Here is a 24772-nt window from a genome sequence, read left to right as displayed (position 1 = left end):
GACGTCCTGTTCGCCATGCTCCGCGACAAGATCCCCTACCAGCCCCGCCCCACACCGCCGATCACAGCTTGACGAAACCCATAGGGACACCCCCCCCCGGCGCCGACACGGCCGGGGACATCGACTGGCCGGCTCTCGGTCTCCAGAATGGAGTGATGACAGCCGACGCGACCCCGCGACGACATCCGCTTCTGCCCGTCCTCGCCGGTTCCCGAGCCGTCCTCGTCGGCCGGGACAACCCCGACCCCGACGCCGACCATGGCTTCGGCCACGGCTACGAGTCGGCGGTGGAGGCGACCAGGGCGTTGGCCCGCACCCTCGTCTCCCCGAACATCGGTACGCCCTTCCTCGAAGCGCACACCGAACAGCTCGTGCGCGGGGAGTCCCCCGACGCGGTGATCGACGCCGTGCGCCGGGCCGCGGCGGCGGCGTCGGACACGTTGCTGTTCTCCTACGCCGCGACCGGCCCGGAACACTGGGAGACCCCCGAGGGCGCGGAGCAGTGGACCGAGGATCCGGGCAGCCGGCGGTCCGTGCTCAGGAGGGTCGCCGACCTGATGAGGAACAGTGCGGCCACCCGACTCGTCGTCCTGCTGGACTGCGATTCCCCGCAGATCGCCGCGCGGCACTTCACCCTGCCGGACCCACCGGCCGGTCACTGGCACGGCCCACAGTTGTCGCTGCTGGGCGCTGGCCGGGTAATGCTGTTCGGGAGCGAGATCGACCCATTCACGAGCACCCTCACCAGAGCGCTTCAAGCAGGGGTCGACGGCGGTCCCGAGGCCCTGAATCTGGTGGCGCTCGGCAACGCGGTGCGGGCCAAGTTCACCGAGCTGCGGTATCAGGTCGAGAACGAGTACATTCCGGGAGCGAAACAGCTACTCCTCCACGGCGGCTACGAGGTGGCACTCGGCATCAATCGGGCCTTTCCGCCCGATGACCGCGACGTCGCCCTGCGGTACCCGCCGCGCTATCCTGGCGCCTTCTTCGCCCACCCCGACGCCGTGAGTGAATTCGAAGGCTACTGACCCGACGACGCCGGGCCCGGGCGCTCCACCACGTCGGATCGGCGTGGGGCACAGTGGCCCGCCGAGGCCCACGGGCCGGCTGGTGCTCTGACCACGAACGTTGACGGTGTTGGGGTCAGGCTGCGCGAGTGGCGGGTTGGCCCCAGTGTCGTTGTCGTTCGCTGCGGATGCGGGCGCGTTCGCGGCGTTGGGCGGCCAGTACGTCGGGGTGGCGGGCGTTGGCGTTGCGCCAGCGCAGGTAGGCCTGCAGTTTCCGGGTCAACGCGGGGTGGTTCGAGCCGGCGATCACGAAGGTGCGTAGTGGCCCGAACTGGGCTTCGATCGGGTTGGCCCAGGAGGCGTGGGTCGGGGTGAAGCAGAGCTCGACCTTGTTCCGGGCCGCCCACCTGCGGATCTTCGAGCCCTTGTGCGCGGACAGGTTGTCCAGGATCACGTAGATCGGCGCCCCGTCCGGACGCACGGCCCGGATCGACTTGAGCGCGGCGAGGGTGTTCGCGACGCTCTGACGGCGCCGGACGACGCCCCAGAGCTGGTCGTCACCGACGGAGTAACAACCGTGGAACTGCCGGACCCCGTGCAGCTTGTGGTAGTTCGCGGGCAGCCGGTGCGGGTGCCCGGCCGGCGCCCGCCCGGCCCTGCCTGCGGGCGGACCACCAGGGGCCCGAACTCGTCGAACGCGAACACTCGCTGCGGGAAGTGGCTGCTCACGTACTCGATCCGGGCGAGCTTGGCATCGCGCTGCGGGTCGGTGGACTCCTTCCACGTCTTGGTCCGCTGGAAGGTGATCCGGTGCCGGTGCAGGATCTGCCGCAGCCGTTCCCGGCCCACCCGGACCCGTCGGGTGGGATGCAAGCAGAGGTGGTCGGCGAGTTTGCGGATGCTCCACCGGGTGAACAGCCGCCCCAGCTTCTTGGGGCGGCTGTTGGCCGTTTCGACGATGAACTGCTCTTCGTCAGGACTGATCTGGCGGGGACGGCCACCCGCCCACCGAGGGTCCAGGCTGGCCATTCCCATCTCGTTGAACCGGTGGATGACCTGCCTGATCGTGTCCTCGTCCGCCTGAACGAGGCGAGCGATCGCCGGCACCGTATTCCCGCCGGCAGACGCCAACACGACCATCGCCCGCCGTAACCGAATCGGCGAGCCGGTACCTCTACGAGTGATCTTCAGCAGCTGCTGACCCTCCTGGTCACTGAGCCGCCGTACGACGGGTTCTGCCACCGCCACAGCCTGAGTGCCACCAGACTGCCGGGCCGGCAGGCCAGACGGCGTGTTATCCAACACGGTGAACGTTCGTGGTCACGGCACTAGAGATCGCCCTTGGCGTGAAATGCAGCGATGGGCGGCCGGAGGCGCCATGAGCACGGCGGTCTGCTGGCGACTGGGTCGAACGCAACCCGTGGGGACGGTCGCGGTAGCGGCGGCACACCTGATCACCACCATCCGACCACCCGACCACCAACATCGATGGTAACGATGGCGGCGTCGGCTGAAGTACTAGTCTCGGCGTATGGCGAGGTACTACGACGTGCATCCGGACAATCCCCAGCCCCGGGTCCTCCGCCAGGTCGCCGACCTGATCCGGGACGGCGGGCTGGTCGCCTACCCGACGGACTCGTGTTTCGCGTTCGGCTGCCGGCTGGGCAACCGGGCCGGGCTGGATCGGATCCGGGAGGTCCGGCGACTGGACGAACGGCACCACTTCACGCTGGTGTGCCGGGACTTCGCCCAGCTCGGTCAGTTCGTGCAGGTCAGCAACTCGGTCTTCCGCCTGGTGAAGGCATGCACCCCGGGCAGCTACACCTTCATCCTGCCCGCCACCCGTGAGGTGCCGCGTCGGCTGCTGCATCCCAAGAAACGCACGGTGGGCGTACGCGTCCCCCGGCACACGGTCGCCCAGGCGCTGCTGGCCGAACTCGGCGAGCCGTTGGTGTCGAGCACCCTGATCCTGCCGGACGAGGACGAGCCGATGACCCAGGGGTGGGAAATCAAGGAACGGCTGGACCACGTCCTCGACGCGGTGATCGACGCCGGCGACTGCGGAAAGGAGCCGACGACCGTGGTCGACCTGTCGCAACCCGAGCCGGAGATCCTACGCGAGGGGGCGGGGGACCCGTCCCGCTTCGCGTGAGTTCACCGCCGCCCTGATCGGCGTCCACCTACCCGTCGGCTTTCCCTCCGCGGCGTGCGCGGCCGGCACGACAGCTTGCAAAAATGGAAGGCGCGTCCGGCCTGATCACGATGGCGCTGCTGCGCGTGTCACCGGGCGAGGCCGTGAGACCGCCCTCGTCCACGGTCCGTGACGTTTCGCCGGTCTTGTCATGGGACTGTCATGAGATCGCAGGGTCTCCTCCAAGATTGACACCCAGAGTGATTGCGGCCCGTCGCCGGCGTCAGTGGCGGTCGAGCCCCGACGAACCGCACGTACGTTCGTCATTGACGCAAGATCGCCTATGAACCGGAGACACCATCCCGAGTTCCCGGACCGCTGACCCAGGTCGGGACAAATCGGAACTGCGGGCCCACCGGCGGAGAAACAGCGCCGGAACCGCGGCCTGCGTTCCCGCGAGCCCACGGAGGTCCACAGACCATGGCCGTGCCCGCCACAGGTACGTCAACTGACAACAACACCCCGTTAGGAGAAGCGCCAGTCCAGCCGGGCCGCCGCCCGGGAGACGTCGACCGGACGGTGCTGGGAATCGCCGCCGCGGTGTCCGTGCTCTTCGTCGTGTGGGGCATCGTGGCCACCGACAACCTGGCGTCGGTCACCGGCGCGGCGCTCGACTGGGTGGTCAGGGCGTTCGGCTGGGTCTTCGTGCTGGCCAGCGCCGCCTTCGTCGTGCTGTCGGTCTGGCTGGCGTCCAGCCGGTACGGGCGGATCAAGCTCGGCCGGGACGACGAGAAGCCGGAGTTCTCCACCGTCTCCTGGGTGGCGATGATGTTCAGCGCCGGCATGGGCATCGGCCTGATGTTCTGGGGCGCCGCCGAGCCGCTGTCCCACCTGGGGACCCCGCCGCGCGGTCTCACCGAACCGAACTCCCAGCAGGCCGCCCGCGTGGCCATGGAGTACTCGTTCTTCCACTGGGCGCTGCACCCGTGGGCGATCTACGCGGTGGTGGGTCTGACGCTGGCCTACTTCACCTTCCGTAAGGGCCGGCGCGGCCTGATCAGCAGCGCCTTCTTCCCGCTCATCGGAGAACGGGCCAACCGGGGCCCCGGCAAGGCCATCGACATCTTCGCGATCTTCGCGACGCTGTTCGGATCGGCGGTCTCCCTCGGGCTGGGCGCCTTGCAGATCAACAGCGGCCTGACGAACCTCTGGGGCGTGCCGAAGTCCACCCCGCTGGCGATCGGGATCATCGCGGTGCTCACCGTGGCGTTCGTGGTGTCCGCCGTGACCGGCGTCAAGCGCGGCATCCAGTTCCTCTCGAACACCAACATGGTGCTCGCGGTGGCGCTGATGTTCTTCCTGCTCGTGGTGGGCCCGACGGTCTTCATCCTCAACAGCCTCACCGCCTCGACCGGCGGCTACCTCAACGACCTCATCCCGATGAGCTTCCGCACCGGCGCCTTCGGGGGCGAGAAGTGGATGGCGGGCTGGACCATCTTCTACTGGGCGTGGTGGATCTCCTGGACCCCGTTCGTCGGCGCGTTCATCGCCCGCATCTCCAGGGGCCGCACCATCCGCCAGTTCGTCCTCGGTGTGGTGGCCATCCCGAGCCTGGTCAGCTTCGCCTGGTTCTCGGTGTTCGGCGGTACCGCCATCGACCTGCAACTCGGCGGCACCGACCTCTCGGCCGCCGTGGCGGAGAGCCCGGAGGCCGCGCTCTTCGCGGTCCTGCGGGAGTTCCCGCTCTTCACCGTCACCGCGATCCTGGTGATGGTGCTGGTGGCCCTCTTCTTCGTCAGCGGGGCCGACGCCGCCTCGGTGGTGATGGGCACGCTCTCCTCGCGCGGCAACCTCGAACCGAGGGCATGGCTGGTCTCCATGTGGGGCATCCTGACCGGCCTGGTGGCCGCCGTGCTGCTGCTCGCCGGTGGCCTGTCCGCCCTGCAGTCGCTGACCATCCTCGCCGCGTTGCCGTTTCTGTTCGTGATGGTCGGCATGGTCGCCGGGCTGCTGCGCGAGCTGCGTCGCGAACCCCTCAGCGCGACGATGGCCCCGGAGATCCGGGCCCTGGTGGCCGCCGCCGCGCGGCCGGAGCACGCGGACCCCGACCGTTCCTGACCCATCACGCGGCCGCGGGCCGTCCCCACACCGGGGTCGGCCCGCGGCCGCGTGGTGCTGGCCGTTTCGGTGGTCGGGCCGCTGTTCACGGGCTTGTCGCGGAGGCCGTTTCCGGGACGAGGGTGGCCTGGCTGCGGTGCGCGACCGGGATGATCAGCGCCGCCGCCACCAGCGCGGCGACCGCGATGCCGAGCCAGCCCCAGAAGCCGAACGCGATGACCAGGCCGGACAGCACGGCCGGTCCGATGATGTTCTGCGTGATCACGTGCAGGTCGAACGCGCCCAGGTACTCGCCCTGCGCGTGCTCGGGGGCGAGGCCGAACGCGAGACCCCAACCCGAGGCGGCCTGCATCACCTCGGCCACCGACAGGATCAGCACCGCGGCGACGATCGCGACGGAGACCAGCACCACGTTGTCGTCCAGGGCCGTCACCGCGATCACCGTGCAGCCGCCGGCCAGCCAGTAGCCGGAGCGCCGCGCGAGCCTGCCGGCCCCTTCCACGGTGTCCGCGCCCCGGCTGGCCCGTACCTGGAACAGGATGACGAACACCGTGTTGAAGATGAGCAGCAACGGGATCAGGAAGTGTGGCAGCGAGGTGCGGTTGAGCGCCCACAGCGGCATCGTGACCAGGATGACGGTGACGTGGGAGGCGAGCACCGTCGAGACGCCGATGACGGAGAGGAAGCGCGGGTCGCGTACGGCGGCGAAGCGCTTGAAGCCCACCGGGACGGGACGCGACGGCACGTCGGGCAGGCGGGTGACCAGCAGCGCGGCGCTGGCCATGAGCGCGGCGGTGGTGAGTGGGATCAGCACGAGCAGCCGCTGGTCGAGCGCGGCGACGGCGGCCACGCCGATGCCGATGCTGAAGCCGATGTTGAACACCGATCGCATCATCGCCTTGAGCTTGACCCGTTCCTCGGCGGGCACGAGATTGCCGACGAGGGCCCCGTTGGTCGGGCCGGTGCCGTACTCGATGAAGCCGACGGCGACCACCAGGGCGAAGAAGTGGATCGCGTTGTCCACCAGGGCGTAGAGCCCGAAGCCCACCGTCAGCGCGGCGAACAGCATGACGAGCAGCCTGCGCGCCCCCACCCGGTCGGCGATCACGCCGAACACGACCGACGAGATGAAGGCGGACAGGCCGGCGGCGGACAGGCCCAGGCCGACCTGCTTGGGGTCGAGGCCGACGCGGAGCGTGAAGTAGACGACACTGCCGCTGAGGAAGACTCCCTTGCCGATCGATTCGGCCAGCCGGATCGCGATCAGTTTCCTGCGCAGCGGGTCGGTCGGCACCAAACGGGATGAAAAATCAATCATTCGTGACAAGGGCATATTCGCACATCCTTGTGTGGTGGAGCGGCCGGCGTCAATCCTCGCCGCGGCGAAGCCGGGCGGGGCAGGGCGTTCGGCGGACCGGGGTCGGGACGACTTCCCGGGTGGGCAGGGAACTTTCCCGCTGGACGTCCGGGGCGCGGTGCGCTAGGCGCCCGGCCTGGTCCGGGCGGGCGGTGCGTCCCCGGCGTGCGGCCCGGAGGCGGGACCTGCGGGTACATCGTCCCGGCATTCCCGGTCTGTCGCGGGCTGCTCCGTCGGCCGAGAAGGGTACCGGATGGTCGTATTAAATTGATTTCGGAAAATACGTCAGAAGATTGACATGGCTTCCGTCCGACTGACTTCATGTGTTGTTCTGTTCGCCGTCAGTAGATGTTCACGCCGACGCGGAGGTCGGCGCTTCCGCGACGCCTCCGGAAGGGAGGCGTCGCGGGCCGGTTAGGACGGGGTGAGGTGTCGTAATGGTCAGCGTTGGCTCGACCTCGGAACTGGCTCATACGATGAGGCGGAGCCCGGGAAGTGTCGCGGGCGAGGCGAAGCCTCGCACCGTGACGGTGGTGCTGGCCGACGCTCAGCCGGTGGTACGCAGGGGCCTGCATGCCCTGCTGTCCTCCTCGGCTGAGGTCAGCGTGGTCGCCGAGGCGGGGACCACGCGGGAGGCGATGACATGCGCGGCGTCGCTGCGCCCCGACGTGCTCGTGCTCGACATCGAGCTGCCGGGCTTCCAGGTGGGGGTGACGCTGCAGGAGATCGCCCGGATGTCGCCCTCGACCGCCGTGCTGGTCTTCACCGCGGTGGAGGACGAGGGTGCGGTCTTCGCGGCCATGCGGGCGGGTGCGCGGGGCTACGTGCTCAAGAGCTGCCCGGGCGACGGCATCGTGCGGACGATCCGGGGCATCGCGACGGGCGAGGTGATCCTCGGCCCCCGGGTGGCCGACCAACTCATCGGGCGGTTGGGCCGCGAGCCGCGCAACCAGCAGCTCTTCCCGGAGCTGACGACGCGTGAGCGGCAGGTGCTGGAACTGATCGCGTCGGGCATGCGCAACGTGGCGATCGCCACGCGGCTGAACCTCTCGCCGAAGACGGTCAGCAACCACATCTCGACCATCTTCAGCAAGCTGAACGTGTCGGACCGGCACGAGGCGATCGAGGTCGCCCGCAAGGCCAGGCTGGAGCGCCCCGGGCCGTACGGGTCGAGTCTCGACACGGTGTCCGGTGGCGGCGTACCGCTGGCGCGTAGGCGTGGCGCCATGTCCCTGCCGGGGGTGGGCGGCTCGGCCGCCTGCGCCGGCGCGCGATCGATGGAGAGGTGAGCGGGATGACCCTGGATCTGGAAGCGATCGCGAGCCGGCTGGAGCCGCGGTTCGGCAAGGCGGCGCACCGCTGGGTCGGCACGCTGCCCCAGCGCCTGGACGAGCTCGTCGCACAGTGGCAGCTCGACCTCGGCGACCGGCTCAAGTCCGGCAACTCTTCGGTGGTGTTCCGGTGCCGCGGCCCGCAGGGCGACGCGGTGCTGAAACTGTCGCCCGACAGCTACGCCGTACGGGAGGAGGTCGACATGCTGCGCCAGTTCGCGCCCAGCGGGCGGGTGCCGGCGGTGCTGGCGGCCGCCAAGGGCGCCGTGCTGCTGGAGTCGATCCACCCGGGCACGCTGGTGGAGAAGATGCCGCAGCCGCCGTCGCCGCGGGAGTACGCCGCGTTCCTCAACGACCTGCACGGCGCCGGGGACCCGGCTGCCGCGCCGCGGCGGCTGGAGGACTGGATCGACGTGCTGTTCAACTCGGCGGTGCGGCGGGGCGCCGACCTCGCCGGGTCGAAGCGGCTGCGCGACGACCTGTTCGCGGTGCCCACCGACACCGTGCTGCTGCACGGCGACCTGCACCTGGGCAACGTGCTCAGCGGCGGCGCGAAGGGTCTGGTCGCCATCGACCCGATGGCCTGCGCCGGCGACCCGTGCTTCGACGCGGTCGACTACGTGCTGGAGGGCCTGGACCGCGCGGAGATGCTGCGCCGGCGCGACGAGCTGGCCGCGGCGGCCGGCATCGACGTGGAACGGCTGGACATGTGGTGCCGGGTGACCGCCCCGATCGGGGCGACGTACGTCAGTAACCCCGGCCACTCCGCGGAGCTGGCCGCCTTCGGGCGTGGCGAATACTAGTCGTTGCTCCGTCGGGCTCGGTGGCGCTTGTCGCGGGGGAACGTTCACGGTTGGTGGCAGGTGGTGCCGGCTACGCCGACGCCAGGTCTGCTGAGCGTGCGGTGGCGGCGGGGCTCACCCGCCGCCACCGTGTCCACCGCCTTCCCCGGCCGGCGTCGCCAGGCCGGACGCGACAGTCGATGTCACGACCGGTCGTCGGCCACCTGCCCTCCGGTCCGCAGGGCGAGGAAGGCATTGACGCTCGACAGTGCTCCGACTAGCGTGCCTCTTCACCGCGGCGTCATCCAGTGATGACACCGGGTCAGTCTGGGAGGCAATGTGAGATCAAGAGTCCTGATGGCTTCGCTGGTGGCGGCGGGCTGCACCCTGGTCGCCGTACCGGCTGCGGCGGCACCCGCGTCCACGTCGTCCGCACCGGTCAACGCGGCGTCCGCCGCGCCCGGCGTGCGGCCGGTGCCCGGCGAGTACATCGTCCGGCTGCGCCCGGGCGCCGAACCGCGTGGCATCGCCCGTGCCCTGTCGGTCAACCCGCGGTTCGTCTACGAACGGGCTGTCAACGGCTTCGCCGCCGAGCTGACCGCCGGGCAGGTGCAGGCGCTGCGCCGCGATCCCGCGGTGCTCGCCGTCGAGCAGGACGCCTGGCTCGACGGCGTCGCCGAGGGCACCCAGGCCAACCCGCCGTCCTGGGGCCTGGACCGGGTCGACCAGCGCACGCTGCCGCTGTCCAACAGCTACACCACGACCGCCACCGGCTCCGGCGTGCACGCCTATGTCATCGACTCGGGCATCGACGTGACCCACCCGGACTTCGAGGGCCGGGCGAGCTTCGACTACAACGCCATCGACCGGCGCAACACCGACTGTGACGGGCACGGCACCCACGTCGCCGGCACGATCGGCTCGAAGACGTACGGGGTGGCCAAGGGCGTCCGGCTGCACGCCGTGAAGATCCTCAACTGCCAGGGGTCGGGCAAGACCTCGGCCACCATCGCCGCGATCGACTGGGTGACCGCCAACGCGGCGAAGCCGGCGGTGGCCAACACCTCGTGGAACTGGACCTACTCCGACACGATGGCCGCCGCGATCACCGGGATGATGAACTCCGGTGTCTTCCTGGCCACCTCGGCGGGCAACACCGGCGCGGACTCGTGCGATCGGCTGCCCCGGGCGGTGACCGCCGCGGTGGCCGTCGCCGCGTCGACCAACACCGACGCCCGGGCCAGCTACTCCTCGACCGGCGCCTGCGTCGACCTCTACGCTCCCGGCTCGGCGATCCTGTCGACCCAACCGAACAACACCACCGCCGTCTTCAACGGCACCTCGATGGCCACCCCGCACGTCGCGGGCATCGCCGCGCTCTACAAGAGCGTGAACGGTGACGCCTCCCAGGCCACCCTGCACAGCTGGCTGGTCGGCAACGCCACCACCGGCGTGGTCCAGGGCGACCTGGCCGGCACGCCCAACCGGCTGGTCTTCACCGGCGGCCTCTGACCGTCCCACAGACGCGTGGGGTGGCCGGCACCTGCCGGCCACCCCACGCGCCGCTCCAGGCCGGGCCCGCACCTCCCGAGCAGTCGAACCGTCTCTGACCACCATCCGCCGGCCGGTCCTGTCGGGACCTGCCTGACCGGCCCCCGGTCCGACGGTTGACCCGCCGGACCCGGGGGCCGAGTCGTGTCCGGCGACGGCGTGGGGGTGTCCGGCACCCGACCGGGAGGTTTTCCCTGGCGGGGCGGGGAAGGTCGCTCTGCCGGGCGGGACGTCCGGCGGACCACGATCGATGCATGGTTCGTACCGGTCGTGCTTCCTTCGCTCAGGAACGGCTCTATTTCCTCAACCAGCTCCAGCCCGGCAATCCGGCGTACGTGGTGGCCTTCGCGGTCCACCTGCAGGGCGCGCTACAGCCCGAGGCGCTGCGCGGGGCGCTGACCCGCGTCGTCGCCCGGCACGACGCGCTGCGCACCACGTTCGCCCTGGTCGACGGTGTGCTCACCCAGCGGGTGTCGGCCACCCCGCACGCGGACATCGACGTCCAGGCGGGTGGGCGGGCCGACCGGGACACCCAGGAGACCTTCCTGCACGCCCTCGTCGCCGAGCAGGCCCGGCGCCCGTTCCGGCTCGGCGACGGGCCGGTGCTGCGCGCCTTCCTGCGCTCCTGGGGCCCCGACGAGCACACCCTCGCCGTGCTGGTGCACCACATCGCCTGCGACGGCTGGTCGGTGGGCCTGCTGCTGCGCGACCTCGCCGCCGAGTACAACGCCGCGGTGTCCGGCCCGGATGCCGCCGCGTACGCCGAACCGGCGGAGTCCTACCTGGCGTACGCGCGGCGGCAACGCGAGTCCTGGGAGCGCGACAGCTCCGGGCTGGACTTCTGGCGCGCCGAGCTACGGGACGTCCCGCAGCTCGCGCTGCCCACCGACTTCCCCCGGCCGAGCGTGCTCAGCGCCCGCGGCGCGGTGCTGCGGCGCCCCGTCGAGCCCGAGCTGGTCGAGCGGCTCACCGCGTGGGCCAGGTCGCGGGGCGCGACGCTGTTCGCGGTGACGCTGGCCGCGTACGCCTCGGTGCTGTCGCGGTACGCGCGCCAGGACGAGGTGGTGGTCGGGGTGCCGGTGGCCAACCGGATGGACGAGGCCGAGGAGCGGATCGTCGGCTGCCTCGTCAACACGCTGCCGATCCGGCTCGACGTGTCCGGCCGGCCGGGCTTCGCCGAGCTGGTCGAGCGGGCCCGCAGGGCCAGCATGGCCGCGTTCGCCAACCAGGACGTGCCGTTCGAGCAGATCGTGCGGGCCACCGTGGGGGAGCGGCAGCTCAGCCACGCGCCGCTGTTCCAGACCTCGCTGACGGTGCAGAACTTCCCGTTCGCGTTCCCCGAGTTCGACGGGGTGAAGCTGACCGAGGTCGACGTCGAGGTCGACGTCACCAAGTTCGACCTGGGGCTGACCCTCGACGTGTCCACCGGCGCGCCGTTCGTGCGCGCCGAGTACAGCACCGAGCTGTTCACCCCGGAGACCGTCGCGACGCTGCTCACGCACTACCTGGCCTTCCTCCGGTCGGTCGTCGACGAGCCGGACGCCGAACCGTCCATGGTGGACGAGGCGGAGCGGCTGCTGCTGACCGCCGGGGTGAACCCGCCGATCCCGGAGCAGCCCGTCGACCACCCGTCGGTGCTGCGTCGGTTCGCCGGGCACGTGGCGAACTCCCCGGACGCCGTGGCGGTGCGCCACCGGGACGTGGAGGTCACCTACGCCGAACTGGACCGCTGGGCCGGGCGGATCGCGGCGGGCCTGGCCGACCGGGGCGTGCGGCGCGGCGACCGGGTCGGGCTGCTGCTGCGCCGTTCGCCCGCGGTCATCGCGGCGATCCTCGGCGTCTGGAAGCTCGGCGGCGTCTACGTGCCGCTGGACCCGGAGTATCCGCAGCAGCGCCTCGAACTGATCACGGCCAGCGCCGCCATGCCGATCATGCTGGTGGAGGCCGGCACCGCGGACGCGGCCGCCGCGTTGGCGCGGGGCCGCGACATCCGAATGGCCGACGCGCACACCCTCGACGGGGCGTCCGTGGTCGCCGAGACGTTCCCCGGGCCGGGCGACCAGGCGTACATCATCTACACCTCGGGCTCCACCGGCGTGCCCAAGGGCGTCATCGTCGGCCACGGCGGCCTGGACGCGCTGAACAGCCCCACCCCCGCCGGCCTCGACATCACCGCCGACGACGTGTGGCTGGCCGCCAGCTCGTTCTCGTTCGACGCCTCGGTGTGGGAGATGTGGGGGGCGCTGAGCACCGGCGGCCGGCTGGTCATCGCCGACCAGGCCGACCTGGTGGACCGGGAGCGGCTCGCCGCGTTGGTGCGCCGCGAGGCCGTCACGGTGGTGTTCCAGACCCCGGGGGCGCTCTACCGGCTGCTGCCCCCGTACCTGCGGCTGCTGGGCGCGGACGAGGTCTCCAGCATCCGCTACGTCGTCCTCGGCGGCGAGGCGCTGAGCTGGTCGCGGGTCACGTCGCTGGTCGCCGGCGCGCCGGGCATGCGCGCGGTGTTCGTCAACATGTACGGCATCACCGAGGGCACCATCCACGTCACGATCGTCGAGGTGCCCACCGGCGAGCTGGCCCGGGTCACGGAGGGCGACATCGGTGTGCCGCTGCCGTCGGGGCGCTGCTACGTCCTGGACGAGGACCTGCGGCCGACCGGTGTCAACGTGCCCGGCGAGCTGTACTGCGGCGGCGTGCTCGTCGCGCACGGCTACGTGGACAACCCGGAGCTGACCGAGGCGCGCTTCCTGCCCGATCCGTACGGCGGGGGCGTCATGTACAAGACCGGCGACGTCGTCAAGTGGGGCGTCGACGGGAACATGGTGTACCTCGGCCGCAACGACACCCAGGTGCAGCTGCGCGGCTACCGCGTCGAGCTGGCCGAGGTCGAGGGCGCGTTCCTGACCCACCCGGCGGTACGCTCGTGCGCCGTCGCGGCCGAGAACGACCAACTGGTCGCCTTCGTCGTCGGCGAGGTCGGCCCGGACGCCGAACGCGAGCTGCGTGCCCACGTGCGGGCGATCCTGCCGGCGTACATGGTGCCGTCGCGGATCCTGGCCGTCGCGGCGATCCCGCTCACCGCGCACGGCAAGGTGGACACCGCCCGACTGCTGGCCGACAGCCGCGCCGCGCGCACGGCCGCCGCACCCGCGACGCGCCGCGAGCACACCGCCGGCACCGGGTTGGAGGAGCGGATCCGGGCCGCCTGGGGCGAGGTGCTCGGCCGGGGCGACATCGGGCTGCACGACAACTTCTTCGACCTGGGCGGGCACAGCTTCGCGCTGATCGCGTTGCAGCAGCGGCTGTCCGAGGAGGGCCTGGAGGTCTCCGTGACGGACCTGTTCCGCGCCGGCACGGTCGCCGGCTGCGCCGCGCATCTGCAGCAGGCGACCCCCGTGGTCGCCGACGCGCACGCCGCGCAGCGCCGCCAGGGCCGCGCCCTGCTCGCTGCCCGCCGGGGAGGCAGCCGTGGCTGAGTTCGACGACAGCGCGGCGGTGGCCGTGGTCGGCATGGCCGTCCGCGTCCCGGGCGCCGAACGCGACCTGGACCTGTTCTGGCACCACGTGGTCAACGGCATCGACGCGGTCACCTTCTTCACCGCCGAGCAGCTCGTCGGCTGGGGCGTGCCCAAGGACCTGGTGGAGCGGCCCGACTTCGTGCCCGCCCGGGCGGTGCTGCGCGACGCGGACTGCTTCGACCACCGGCTGTTCAGCTACTCGCCGTCGGACAGCACGCTGATGGACCCGCAGCAGCGGATCCTGCTGGAGTGCGCGTGGGCCGCGCTGGAGCACGCCGGCCACCCGCCGGTCGCCGCCGACGGCAACCGCATCGGGGTGTACGTCGGCACCGGCCTGAACGTCTACCTGCTCGACAACGTGTGGCCCGACGAGCGCGCCGTCGAGGCGGCCGGCGGCCTGGGGCTGATCATCGGCAGCGACAAGGACTTCGCCAGCACCCGGATCGCGTACAAGCTGAACCTGCAGGGCCCGGCGCTGACGCTGCAGACCGCCTGCTCGACGTCGCTGGTCGCGGTGCACCAGGCGGTGCAGGCCCTGCTGACGTACGACGCCGACCTGGCGCTGGCCGGGGGCGCCACGGTGGCCCCGCCGACCCGGCGCGGGCACCTGCACGAGCCCGGTGGGATCTTCTCCGCCGACGGCCGGTGCCGGGCCTTCGACGCCGCGGCCGACGGCACGGTGCCCGGCGACGGCGCGGGCGTGGTGGTGCTCAAGCGACTCGTCGACGCGCTGCGCGACGGCGACACCGTGCACGCGGTGATCCGCGGCTGCGCGGTCAACAACGACGGCGCCCGCAAGGCGGGCTTCACCGCGCCCGGCCCCACCGGCCAGGCCGGCGTGATCTCGGCAGCGCTGAGCGTGGCCGGCGTCGACCCGGACACCATCGGCCTGGTCGAGACCCACGGCACCGGCACCGCGCTCGGCGACCCGATCGAGGTGGCGGCGCTGCGGCAGGTCTTCGACAGCGACCGGCCCGACCGGGCGCCGTGCGCGCTCGGCGCGGCCAAGTCGGTCGTCGGGCACCTGGACACCGCGGCCGGGGTGATCGGCCTGATCAAGACGGTGCTGGCGCTGAAGCACCGCGTGATCCCGCCGATCGCCCACCTCGCCACGCCCAACCCGGCGGTTCGGCTGGACGGTTCGGTGTTCGAGTTGCCGGCGGCGGCCCGGCCGTGGGCGCCGATCGACGGCGTACGCCGGGCCGGGGTCAGCGCCTTCGGCATCGGGGGCACCAACGCCCACGTCGTGCTGGAGGAGGCCCCGGCCGCCCGGCCCCGGCCGCGCCGCCACGTCACCGAGCTGGTCGTGGTCTCCGCCAAGACCGCCACCGCGGCGCAGGACAGCCTGGACCGCGCTGTCGCGTGGGTGGCCGGGACCGCGCCCGGGGAGCTGGCCGACCTCGCGTACACGTTGCGGACCGGCCGGGCGGAGCTGCCGTGGCGGGCCGCGTTCCTGACCGGAGCGCACGCCTCGCCGCCGACGGTCCGGCAGGTCGTGGCCAAGGCGCGGGCGCGCGGTGTGGCGCTGCACCTCACCGGGGCCGGCGAGCTGACCGGCAACCGGCCCAACTACGACGCCGACCCGGTGTACCGCCAGGTCGTCGACGAGGGCGTGGCGCTGCTGCGCGGGCGCGACCTCGACGAGGCCGTCCGGGAGCGCTGCACCCGGCTGCTGGCCTGCGTCGGCCTGGCGCGGTCGCTGCGCAGCCGGGGCGTGGCACCGCGCGCCCTGGCCGGCGTCGGCCTCGGCGCGGTGGCCTGCGCGGTCGTGGCCGGGATCATGTCCGTCGCGGACGCGCTGGCGCTGATCCGCGGCGCCCACGTCGACGGCAGCCGGTTCGGCCCGCCCGACCTGCCCGTCCACACCTCCGGCGGAGAGCCGCTGACCGAGTACGACGACCTCGCGTACTGGCGGGCGCAGGCGGCCGAACCGCCCGCGCCGGCGACGCTGCCCGCCGACCTCGACCAGGTGCTCTGGATCGAGGTCGGCACGAGCGTCACCCCGCACCTGGGCCCGGAGCAGCCCGCGCTGCCCGCCGACCGGCACGCCCGGCTGCTGGCGACCGTCGGCGCGCTGTGGCAACTGGGCGTCGTCGACGCCTGGGACCCCACGCACGACACCGGCCGGCGCCGCGTGCCCGCCCCCACCTACCCCTTCGCGGCCACCCGGCACTACCTGGACGCCCCCGCGACCCGACTGGACACAGAGAGGCACCACTGATGCGCGACGAAACCGACCGGACCTGGGTGGCCGAGTTCGAACAGCTGTGGATGGAGGTGCTCGGCGTCGACACCGTCGACGACGAGGACGACTTCTTCGACCTCGGCGGCCACTCGCTCAGCGCACTGCGGCTGAGCACCCTGATCCGCCAGGAACTCAACCTCGCGGTGATGTTCGGCCACGTGCTGGAGAACCCCCGCTTCGCCGACCTGCGCGACATCGCCGGCCAGGTGCCGCTGGACAGGCCCGTGGCGGAGAGCGTCTGATGGCCACCCCCGACCTCACCGCCTGGGCGCCGCTCGCCGCGCAGGTGCTCGGCCTCACCCCCGAACACCTCCGGGACGCGGCGGCCACCGAGTCGTTCGTCGGCCTGGGCGGCACCTCGCTGCAGGCCATCGCGCTGGTCTCGCTCGGCCAGCGCGAGCTGCGCGCGCACGTGGAGAGCGCCCGGCTGCTGTCGGCGCTGCCGCTGGCGCAGGCACTGGCCGGCGCGGTGGACCACGTGGACACCGCGCCGCCGCCGGCCGCCCAGCGGCCCGCCGAGCTGGAGCTGCTGCCCGGCCAGCGGTCCATGCTGGCCGCGCACCTGCTCGACCAGGACGCGCCGTACCACCTGATGTTCACCCTCGAGGCGGACGGGCCGCTCGACGCGGCCCGGACCCGCGCGGCGCTGCGCGAGCTGACGACCCGCCACGAGGCGCTGCGCACCCGCTTCGTCCGCGACCCACGCCAGGCCCGGATCGTGCTGCCCGCGCCGTACGAGCCCCGGCTGCTGCACCAGACGCTGCCCGGCGACGACCCGGTACGCGCCGTGCACGACCTCTACGGCCGGTCGGCCGCGCAGTTGCTGCGCCCCTTCGAGCAGCCGCCGGTCGTCTTCGTGCTGACCCGTGCCGGGCAGCGGGACCTGCTCACCATGCTGGTGCACCACACGATCAGCGACGGCTGGAGCATCGGCGTGCTCTGGCGCGAGTTCGCCGAGCTCTACGCCGGCGCCGGTCCGGCGGGCCCCGCGCCGTCGCCCGACTGGATCGGTTCGCGGCTCGCCGCGCGGGAGAAGGCCGGGGCGGTGGACGAGGCGCTGGCCCGGATCGCGGCCCGGTTGGACGGCGCGCCGTGGACGGTGGCGCTGCCCACCGACCTGCCGCCCGTCGTCGAGGCCGACGGACGCGGCGCGCGCCTGCACTTCCACCTCGACGCCGAGGCGGCGCGGGCCGCGACCGAGCTGGCCCGGCACTGCCGGGTGACGGTGACGTCGGTGGCCATGGCGGCGTGGGCGCTGGCCGCGTCCCGCCGCGCCGGCCTGACCGACCTGGTGCTCGGGGTGCCGGCGGCGGGCCGGTTCGAGGCGGGCATGGACGCCGTCGTGGGCCTGTGCACCCGGGCCGTCCCGGTGCGCTGCGCCGCGCCCGACGACGTCAGCGTGCGCGACCACGTACGCGGCGTGGCCGGCGCGATGGCCGAGGCGGCCGCCGACGCCGACGTGCCGTTCGAACGGGTCGTCTCCGGGCTCGGCGTCACCACCGACCCGGGCCGCAACCCGCTCGCGCAGCTCGGCTTCGCCGCCCACCACGAGCTGGTGCCCGACGAACTGGTCGCGGGCGGGCGCACCTGGCGGGTGCACGAGGGCCACTGCCACGGCGCGGTCTTCGACGCGCTGCTCTACCTCCAGTCGTGGTCCGACCGCCCCCGCTTCGCCCTGGAGTACGCCACGTCGGCGCTCACCGCCGCCGACGCCGGGGAGCTGGCCGAGTCGTTCCAGGCGGCGCTGCGGCAGATGGCCGCCGACCCGGACGCGGCCCTGCGCGATCTCACGACCCTGTCGGCGGGGCAGCACGCCCGGCTGCGGTCGCTGGGCGCGGGCGGGCCGCACGACACCGCCGACGACGTGTGGAGCCGGTTCGCGGCCCACGCGGAGGTTGCGGGCGAGCGGATCGCGCTGGTCGACCCGCACGCCGGGCTCACGCTGACCTACCGCGAACTGCACGACCACGCGGTCGCGCAGGCGCGGCTGCTGCACGCGCACGGCGTGCGCGCCGGCGACGCGGTGATCCTGGAGGTGCCGCGCTCGGCGGCCGAGGCGGTCGCGGTGCTGGGCGTGCTGCGGCTGGGCGCGCACTACGTCGCGGTCGACCAGCACGCCACCGGCGAGTGGCGGGCGCACCTGGCCGCAGCCGTCGCGCCGCGGGCCCGCCTCGGCGCGGGCGCGCCCGGCCCGGAGTGGTCGGGCGCGGCCGACTGCCCACTCGCCCGTCTGGACGCCTCGGCGCAGCCGGGAGAGGGCCCGGTCGAGGCGCGCGGGGGTGCGCCGGGCTGGGCCAACTCGGCGCCGGCCGACCCCGCGCGGTCCGACGACGGCCCGGTCGAGGCGGCGCCGGCCGACCCGGCGCGGATTGCGTACGTCTCCTTCACCTCGGGCTCCACGGGCGTGCCCAAGGGGGTGGTCGTGCCGCACCGGGCCGTGCTGCGGCTGGCCGACGACCCGCGGCTGTTCGCCGACCGGGCGGGCATGCGGATGATGCGGCTGTCCCCGCTGGCGTTCGACGCGTCCACGCTGGAGCTGCTGGTGCCGCTCGCCAACGGCGACACCGTGGTCGTGTTCCCACCCGGCGAACCGACGCCGAGCGGCCTGGCCGAGTTCCTGCCCACCGCCGGGATCACCCACGCCTGGCTCACCTCGGGCGTGTTCCACCTGGTCGCCGACCACCGCCCGGACGCGTTCGCCGGGCTGCGGCAGCTGTTCACCGGCGGCGGCGTGGTCTCCCCGGCGCACGTGCGCCGGGTGCTGCGGGCCTGCCCGGGGCTGCGGCTCACCAACGGCTACGGCCCCACCGAGAACACCACGTTCACCACGACGTACTCGGTCGAGCACGCCGACGCGACGCCCGACCCGCTGCCGATCGGCGCGGCGGTGCACGGCACCGACCTGTACGTCGTCGACCCGTCGGGGCGCCTCGTGCCGCCGGGCGCGATCGGCGAACTGTGGGCGGCGGGCGGCGGGCTCGCCGACGGCTACCTCAACGACCCCGTGCGCACCGACGCGTCCTTCGTGCGGCACGCGGGCCTGGGAGTGCGCCTGTACCGCACCGGGGACCTGGTGCGCTGGGGCGCGGACGGGCAACTGCGCTTCCTGGGCCGCAACGACCGCCAGGTGAAGATCGCCGGGCACCGGGTGGAACTGGTCGACGTCGAGCGCCGGCTGCGGGCGCAGCCCGGCGTTCTGGACGCGGTGGTGTTCACCACCGGCGACCCGGTGACGGGCGTACGCCTGTGCGCCGCGCTGAAGCCCGCGCCCGACGGCCTTGTCGTGGCCGACGTGCGCCGCGCGGTGGAGGCCGAGCTGGCCCCCTACGCCCGGCCGCAGCAGTGGGTGACCGTGGCCGAGTTCCCGCTCGACCGCAACGGCAAGGTCGACCTCCGTGCCCTGGGCGCGCTGGCCGCGGTGCCGCAGCCCGCCGCCGCCGCGACGTCCGCCGTTGCCGCAGTGCCCGCCGCCGCGACGGCGAGCGACCAGGCGACCGCCGCCGCGAGGGCCGGGCAGCCGGCGCGGGTTCCCGCCCAGCGCTCCGCGTCGCTCGCCGAGTTCGAGGAGCTGGTGACGGGGGCCTGGGTGGAGGCGCTGGGCACCGACGACTTCGACGTCGACGAGGCGTTCTTCGACGTCGGCGGGGAGTCGCTGCGGCTCGCCATCGTGCGCCGGCTGCTCCAGGAGCGGCTGGCCGGCCGGACCGTCGCGCTGACCGACCTCTACCGCTTCCCGACCGTCCAGACGCTGGCCCGGCATCTGCACGCACAGACCGAAGGAGCAGGCGCATCATCATGAACGGCGACATCGCGATCGTAGGCATGGCGGGCCGGTTCCCCGGCGCCGCCGACGTCTGGGAGTACTGGTCCAACGTGGCCGCCGGGAAGATCACGATCAGCGAGCTGACCCGCGGCGAGCTGCTGGCCGCCGGCGTGCCCGCCGACCGGCTCGACGACCCGGCGTACGTGCCGGCGCGCGGCGTGCTGGCCGACCCGGACCTGTTCGACGCCGCCTTCTTCGGCATCACGCCGCGGGAGGCCGAGACCATGGATCCGCAGCACCGGCTGCTGATGCAGACGGCGTGGGCCACGCTGGAGTCGGCCGGCCTGGCCACCCGGGAGCCCTTCGGCCGAGTCGGCGTGTTCGCCGGGGCCGGGTTCAACTACTACGCGCTGCACCACGTGTTCGCGCAGCCCGGCCTGGTCGAGACGCAGGGGCTGCTGTCGGTGGTGCTGGGCAACGAGAAGGACCACCTGGCCGCGAAGGTCGCGTACCGGCTGGACCTGGGCGGCCCCGCGGTCACCGTGCAGACCGCCTGCTCGACGTCGCTGGTGGCGGTGCACCTGGCGTGCCAGAGCCTGCGCACCGGCGACTCGGACGTCGCGCTCGCCGGCGGCGCCTGCGTGGCCGTGCCGCAGCAGGCCGGCTACCTCTACGAGACGAAAGGGATCATGTCGCCCGACGGCACGTGCCGGCCCTTCGACGCCTCGGCCGACGGGACCGTCCCCGGCAACGGCGTCGCCATGGTGGCGCTCAAACGCGCCGAGGACGCCCGCCGCGACGGGGACACCGTGTACGCCCTGATCAAGGGCTCGGCGGTGAACAACGACGGCGGCATGAAGGTCGGCTACACCGCGCCCGGCATCGCCGGACAGATCGACGTGCTGACGCGCGCGTACGCCGCCGCCGGCGTCGACCCCGCGACCGTCGGCTACCTCGAGGCGCACGGCACCGCCACCGAGGTCGGCGACGCGATCGAGCTGGCGGCGTTGACCGAGGTGTTCCGGCGCGGCGAGCAGCCGTGCTCGATCGGCTCGGTCAAGGCCAACGTCGGCCACCTCGACGCGGCCGCCGGCGTCACCGGGCTCATCAAGGCCGCGCTGGCGCTGCACTTCCGGCAGATCCCGCCGCTGGCCGGCCTCAAGCAGGCCCGCCCCGAACTGCTCGACGGGTCGTCCCCGTTCACCGTGGACAGCGTGGCCCGGCAGTGGGACTCCGCCGGCGGCCCGCGCCGGGCGGCGGTCAGCTCCTTCGGCCTCGGCGGCACCAACGCCCACGTGGTGCTGGAGGAGGCCGACGGGCCGGTCACGCCCGGTCCCGCCGTGGTCGACGGTCGCACCGAGCTGATCGTGCTGTCCGGGCGCAGCCCGGAGGCGGTCCGCGAGGCCGCCGAGCAGCTCGGCGAGCACCTGCGGCAACGCCCCGATCTGGCCGTCGGCGATGTCGCGCTGACGTCGCAGACGTACCGCAGGCACTTCCCGCACCGGCTCGCGGTCGCCGCGCGGGACGTCCCTGCGGCGCTGACCCGGCTGCCCAAGGCGCCGGTCCGCGAGGCGGCGCGCCGGCCCAGCGTGGTGTTCCTGTTTCCCGGCCAGGGCGCGGAGTTCCCCGCCATGTCGCGGGGCCTCTACGACCGCTACCCCTCCTTCCGCGCCGACCTCGACCACGGGGCGGCGCTGCTGGCCCCGGTCCTGGGGCTGGACCTGCGCGACGTGCTGGTCGACGACGACCCGCAGGGGATCGTGCACCGCACCGACGTCACCCAGCCCGCGCTGGCGCTGCACGAACTCGCCCTCGGCAGTCTGCTGGTGTCGTGGGGCGTCCGCCCGGCGGCGTTGATCGGCCACTCGATCGGCGAGTTCGCCGCCGCGGCGCTGGCCGGCGAGATGGCCGCCGACGACATGCTGCGCCTGGTCGCGACCCGCGGCAGGCTGATGCAGGACGCGCCCGAGGGCGGCATGCTGGCCGTGCTCGCGCCGCCGTCCACCGTGGAGGAGCACCTGGTGGGTCTGGACGGCCTCGACGTGGCCGCGTACAACGCCCCCGAGTTCACCGTGCTGGCCGGGCCGGTGGCGCAGCTCGCCGAGTTGCGGGAGCGCCTGGCCACGGCCGAGGTGCACTGCCGGGCGATGCCCGCGCAGCGCGCCTTCCACTCGCGGATGATGGCCGACGCGGCACGACTGCTCGGCGCCGAGGCGGACCGCATCGCCCAGCGACCCCGCACCGTCCCGGTCGTCAGCAGCATCGACGGCGTACTGCTCGGCAGGGGGCTGCCCCGCGCCGAGGGCTACTGGGCCGCGCAGCTGCGCAGCCCGGTGCGCTACCACGACGCGCTGCTGACCGCGCTGGACCTGCCCGACCCGGTCCTGGTCGAGGTCGGGCCGGGCACCGCCCTGACCGGCATGGCCCGGCAGACGACGGCGGGCTCGGGCTCTTCGCGGCGGACGCAGGACCGGGGGCGGGTGCCCACGTTCGCCCTGCAACCCCGGCCGAGGGCGCAGGTCGACGCCGGTGACGTGCTCGCCGGACTCGGCGGGCTGTGGACCGCCGGAGCGGCCGTGGACTGGACCGCGGTGCGGGGCGAGAGCAGCGCGCGGCGGGTCGCGCTGCCCACGTACCCGTTCGCCCGCACCCGACACTGGCTCGACCCCGTACCAGCGGCGCCGGCCGCCGACATCGCCGAACCGGAGCAGCCCGCCGCCGGCGCCGGAGAGACCGAGGTGGTGAACGAGATCATGGAGCTGTGGGGCAGGATGCTCGGCACTCCCGACATTGACCCGGACGCGAACTTCTTCGTGCTGGGTGGTGAATCGCTGCTGTTCATCCGCATGATCACGCAGGTGCAGCGCAGGTTCGGGGTGCGTATCCCGGTCGAGGTGCTCTCCGCCGACCCCACGCCGCGCACGCTGGCCGGGCTGGTGACGATATGAGCGGCCACGACGATCTGGACCTGGTCGCGGCGGTGGCGGCCGTGCTCTGCCACCGCCTTTCGGCCGCGACGTCGGTCGCCGTGCACGGCCCGCGGGGCGACGTCCTGGTGCGCGTCTACCCGGACAACACCCTCACGGAGGTACGCGAGCAGACGCGCCGCCGGCAGCAGGAGCCGGCGTCCGCGGACGTCGTGCTGGCAGAGCCCACCACGGGTGGCCCCGGGGTGCCGGCGGTCCTGGCCGGGGTGCCGGTCCGGTTCGCCCGGCATCACGGCGATCCCGCGTACCTGCAGGAGCGCCTGGACACCCTGCACGCCTGGCTCGCCGCCCATCCGGACCGGCCGGTCCGGGAGGCCGCGCTGGTCGGCCCGGCGGAGCGCGCGACGCTGCTCGGCTTCAACCCCGCGCCGGTCCCCGCGCCCCGCACGCCGGTGCACGAGACGATCTGCCGCCAGGCGGCGCTCACCCCGGATGCCGTCGCGCTGCGCGGCGGCGGACGGGACCGCACCTACCGCGAGTTCCTGGACGAGGCGGCGGCGCTGGCCGGGCGGCTGCGCGCCGAGGGTGTGGGACCCGGGTCGGTCGTCGGGCTGTGCACCGAGCGGAGCCCCGAGATGGTGGTCGCGGTGCTCGGCGTCCTGCTGGCGGGCGGGGCGTACCTGCCGCTGGATCCGTCCCACCCGCGCCCTCGGCTGGACCTCATGCTCCGCGCGGCCGATGCCGCGCTGGTGCTGGCCGACGACGCGGGGCGGGCCGCGCTGGGCTCTGGCGGCGAGCCGTCCGTGCCCGTACGGCCGCTGACGGGCGGTGACCTGCCCGCCGCGCCGGTCGACTGGCGCGGCTACCGGGCCCCCGAGGAGGTGGTGCGGGGTCTGTCGTACGTCATCTTCACCTCCGGCTCGACGGGGGCGCCCAAGGGCGTGCAGATGACGCACCTGTCGCTGGCCAACCGGCTGGTGTGGATGCAGGACGAGTACCGCATCGGCCCCGGCGACGTGGTGCTGCAGAAGACGCCGTACACCTTCGACGTGTCGGTGTGGGAGCTGCTGTGGGCGTTCATGGCCGGCGCGACACTGGTCACGGCCGAGGCGCAGGCGCACCGCGACCCGCAGGAGATGGTCGACGTCATCGCCCGCGAGTCGGTGACCACGGTGCACTTCGTGCCCTCCATGCTCGCCCTCTTCGTCGAGGAGGCCGGCCTGGGCCGCTGCACCGGACTGCGCCGGGTCGTCTGCAGCGGGGAGGCGCTGCCGCCGAAGCTGGTCAACAAGCTCACCACCGTCCTGCAGCAGGTCGAGGTGCACAACCTGTACGGGCCCACCGAGGCCGCCATCGACGTCACCGCCTGGCCGTGCCGCCGGCCCGAACCGGACGACACCGTCCCCATCGGCCGGCCGATCACGAACGTCGCCGCGTACGTCCTCGACGAGCGCGGCGCGCTCGCCCCGCTGGGCCAGCCCGGGGAACTGGTCCTCGGCGGGGACTGCCTGGCCCGGGGGTACGCCGGGCGGCCCGACCTGACCGCGGAGCGGTTCGTCGAGACGGATGTCGCCGGCCGGCCGCAGCGGGTGTACCGCACCGGCGACCTGGCCTGGTGGTCGACGGACGGGCACCTGCACTACGGCGGGCGCATCGACACCCAGGTGAAGGTCCGCGGGCAGCGGGTGGAGCTCGGCGAGATCGAGTCGGTGCTCAACCGGCACCCGCTCGTCGCCAACAGCGTCGTGCTGCTGCGCGACGACCTGGGCGCCGCGGCGACCCTCGTGGCGTACGTGGTGACCGAACGCGACGCCGACCCGCAGCGGGTGGCCGAACGCGCGCTGCGCGCCTTCATGGCGCAGCAGCTGCCCGACTACATGGTGCCCCTGCGGTACGTGGTCCTGCCGGAGCTGCCCGCGACCGCGAACGGCAAGGTCGACCGGCGTGCCCTGCCCGCCCCGCCGGCCCGGGTCCGCCGGCGCGTCGCGACCGCCGACGTCGCCGCCGAACTGTCGAAAGTCGGGAGTCCATGACCGAGGCAC

General features: G+C 73.2%; 13 protein-coding genes and 1 pseudogene. 12 read left to right on the top strand and 2 right to left on the bottom strand.

All coding sequences use genetic code 11. From position 1 onward, the window contains the following. Nucleotides 1-155: 155 nt before the first annotated feature. A complete protein-coding gene (locus ACGF5G_RS14065) occupies nucleotides 156-1028 on the top strand; it encodes a hypothetical protein (RefSeq protein WP_393262591.1) in 873 nt (290 codons plus the stop codon). Between the two features lie 115 nt (nucleotides 1029-1143). Here ACGF5G_RS14065 and ACGF5G_RS14060 read toward each other — a convergent pair. Further along, nucleotides 1144-2249: pseudogene (locus ACGF5G_RS14060) on the bottom strand (IS630 family transposase). Nucleotides 2250-2538: 289 nt separating this feature from the next. Here ACGF5G_RS14060 and ACGF5G_RS14055 point away from each other — a divergent pair. Further along, nucleotides 2539-3159, top strand: coding sequence for an L-threonylcarbamoyladenylate synthase (locus ACGF5G_RS14055; RefSeq protein ID WP_393262589.1), 621 nt, complete (start codon nucleotides 2539-2541; stop codon nucleotides 3157-3159). A gap of 459 nt (nucleotides 3160-3618) precedes the next feature. After that, nucleotides 3619-5256, top strand: coding sequence for a BCCT family transporter (locus ACGF5G_RS14050; RefSeq protein ID WP_393262586.1), 1638 nt, complete (start codon nucleotides 3619-3621; stop codon nucleotides 5254-5256). Between the two features lie 85 nt (nucleotides 5257-5341). Here the strand turns inward: ACGF5G_RS14050 and ACGF5G_RS14045 are convergent, their stop codons facing one another. Beyond that, nucleotides 5342-6550, bottom strand: coding sequence for an MFS transporter (locus tag ACGF5G_RS14045; protein ID WP_393262583.1), 1209 nt, complete (start codon nucleotides 6548-6550; stop codon nucleotides 5342-5344). Nucleotides 6551-7137: 587 nt separating this feature from the next. On the opposite strand from ACGF5G_RS14045, the gene ACGF5G_RS14040 reads away from it, so the two are divergent. From ACGF5G_RS14040 to ACGF5G_RS14000, 9 genes are all read left to right on the top strand, one after another. After that, nucleotides 7138-7902: a response regulator transcription factor gene (locus ACGF5G_RS14040; RefSeq protein ID WP_357463641.1), complete on the top strand. Its 765-nt coding sequence runs from the start codon at nucleotides 7138-7140 to the stop codon at nucleotides 7900-7902. A 5-nt stretch (nucleotides 7903-7907) separates the two neighbouring features. Next, entirely contained in the window at nucleotides 7908-8747 is an 840-nt protein-coding gene (locus tag ACGF5G_RS14035; RefSeq protein WP_393262581.1) for an aminoglycoside phosphotransferase family protein, read from the top strand. Between the two features lie 336 nt (nucleotides 8748-9083). Then, nucleotides 9084-10238: a S8 family peptidase gene (locus tag ACGF5G_RS14030; protein WP_393262577.1), complete on the top strand. Its 1155-nt coding sequence runs from the start codon at nucleotides 9084-9086 to the stop codon at nucleotides 10236-10238. Nucleotides 10239-10531: 293 nt separating this feature from the next. Further along, nucleotides 10532-13753, top strand: coding sequence for an amino acid adenylation domain-containing protein (locus ACGF5G_RS14025; RefSeq protein WP_393262574.1), 3222 nt, complete (start codon nucleotides 10532-10534; stop codon nucleotides 13751-13753). Continuing rightward, nucleotides 13746-16016, top strand: a complete 2271-nt coding sequence (locus tag ACGF5G_RS14020) for a beta-ketoacyl synthase N-terminal-like domain-containing protein (protein WP_393262572.1) — start codon at nucleotides 13746-13748, stop codon at nucleotides 16014-16016. Before ACGF5G_RS14025 ends, ACGF5G_RS14020 begins: the two co-directional genes overlap by 8 nt. Beyond that, on the top strand, nucleotides 16016-16282 hold the full coding sequence (locus ACGF5G_RS14015; RefSeq protein WP_393262570.1) for a phosphopantetheine-binding protein: 267 nt from the start codon (nucleotides 16016-16018) through the stop codon (nucleotides 16280-16282). The genes ACGF5G_RS14020 and ACGF5G_RS14015 overlap by 1 nt, the downstream gene beginning before the upstream one ends. After that, nucleotides 16282-19839, top strand: coding sequence for an amino acid adenylation domain-containing protein (locus ACGF5G_RS14010; RefSeq protein ID WP_393262567.1), 3558 nt, complete (start codon nucleotides 16282-16284; stop codon nucleotides 19837-19839). The genes ACGF5G_RS14015 and ACGF5G_RS14010 overlap by 1 nt, the downstream gene beginning before the upstream one ends. Beyond that, nucleotides 19836-22751 (top strand): beta-ketoacyl synthase N-terminal-like domain-containing protein, encoded by a 2916-nt coding sequence (locus tag ACGF5G_RS14005; RefSeq protein WP_393262564.1) that lies wholly within the window; start codon nucleotides 19836-19838, stop codon nucleotides 22749-22751. The genes ACGF5G_RS14010 and ACGF5G_RS14005 overlap by 4 nt, the downstream gene beginning before the upstream one ends. After that, entirely contained in the window at nucleotides 22748-24763 is a 2016-nt protein-coding gene (locus ACGF5G_RS14000; protein WP_393262562.1) for an amino acid adenylation domain-containing protein, read from the top strand. Before ACGF5G_RS14005 ends, ACGF5G_RS14000 begins: the two co-directional genes overlap by 4 nt. Nucleotides 24764-24772: the final 9 nt, after the last annotated feature.

This window comes from Micromonospora sp. NPDC047730, from assembly GCF_043204765.1.
Classification (GTDB): Bacteria; Actinomycetota; Actinomycetes; order Mycobacteriales; family Micromonosporaceae; genus Micromonospora.
Note: the sequence above shows the minus strand (reverse complement) of the source record. Positions and strands in the feature narration are given on the sequence as shown.

Excerpts from the sequence above, each read along its gene's own strand:
- ACGF5G_RS14010 (WP_393262567.1), top strand. The coding sequence starts at position 16,282 with ATGGCCACCCCCGACCTCACCGCCTGGGCGCCGCTCGCCGCGCAGGTG.
- ACGF5G_RS14015 (WP_393262570.1), top strand. The coding sequence starts at position 16,016 with ATGCGCGACGAAACCGACCGGACCTGGGTGGCCGAGTTCGAACAGCTG.
- ACGF5G_RS14065 (WP_393262591.1), top strand. The coding sequence starts at position 156 with ATGACAGCCGACGCGACCCCGCGACGACATCCGCTTCTGCCCGTCCTC.
- ACGF5G_RS14050 (WP_393262586.1), top strand. The coding sequence starts at position 3,619 with ATGGCCGTGCCCGCCACAGGTACGTCAACTGACAACAACACCCCGTTA.
- ACGF5G_RS14030 (WP_393262577.1), top strand. The coding sequence starts at position 9,084 with ATGGCTTCGCTGGTGGCGGCGGGCTGCACCCTGGTCGCCGTACCGGCT.
- ACGF5G_RS14035 (WP_393262581.1), top strand. The coding sequence starts at position 7,908 with ATGACCCTGGATCTGGAAGCGATCGCGAGCCGGCTGGAGCCGCGGTTC.
- ACGF5G_RS14055 (WP_393262589.1), top strand. The coding sequence starts at position 2,539 with ATGGCGAGGTACTACGACGTGCATCCGGACAATCCCCAGCCCCGGGTC.
- ACGF5G_RS14005 (WP_393262564.1), top strand. The coding sequence starts at position 19,836 with ATGAACGGCGACATCGCGATCGTAGGCATGGCGGGCCGGTTCCCCGGC.
- ACGF5G_RS14000 (WP_393262562.1), top strand. The coding sequence starts at position 22,748 with ATGAGCGGCCACGACGATCTGGACCTGGTCGCGGCGGTGGCGGCCGTG.
- ACGF5G_RS14025 (WP_393262574.1), top strand. The coding sequence starts at position 10,532 with ATGGTTCGTACCGGTCGTGCTTCCTTCGCTCAGGAACGGCTCTATTTC.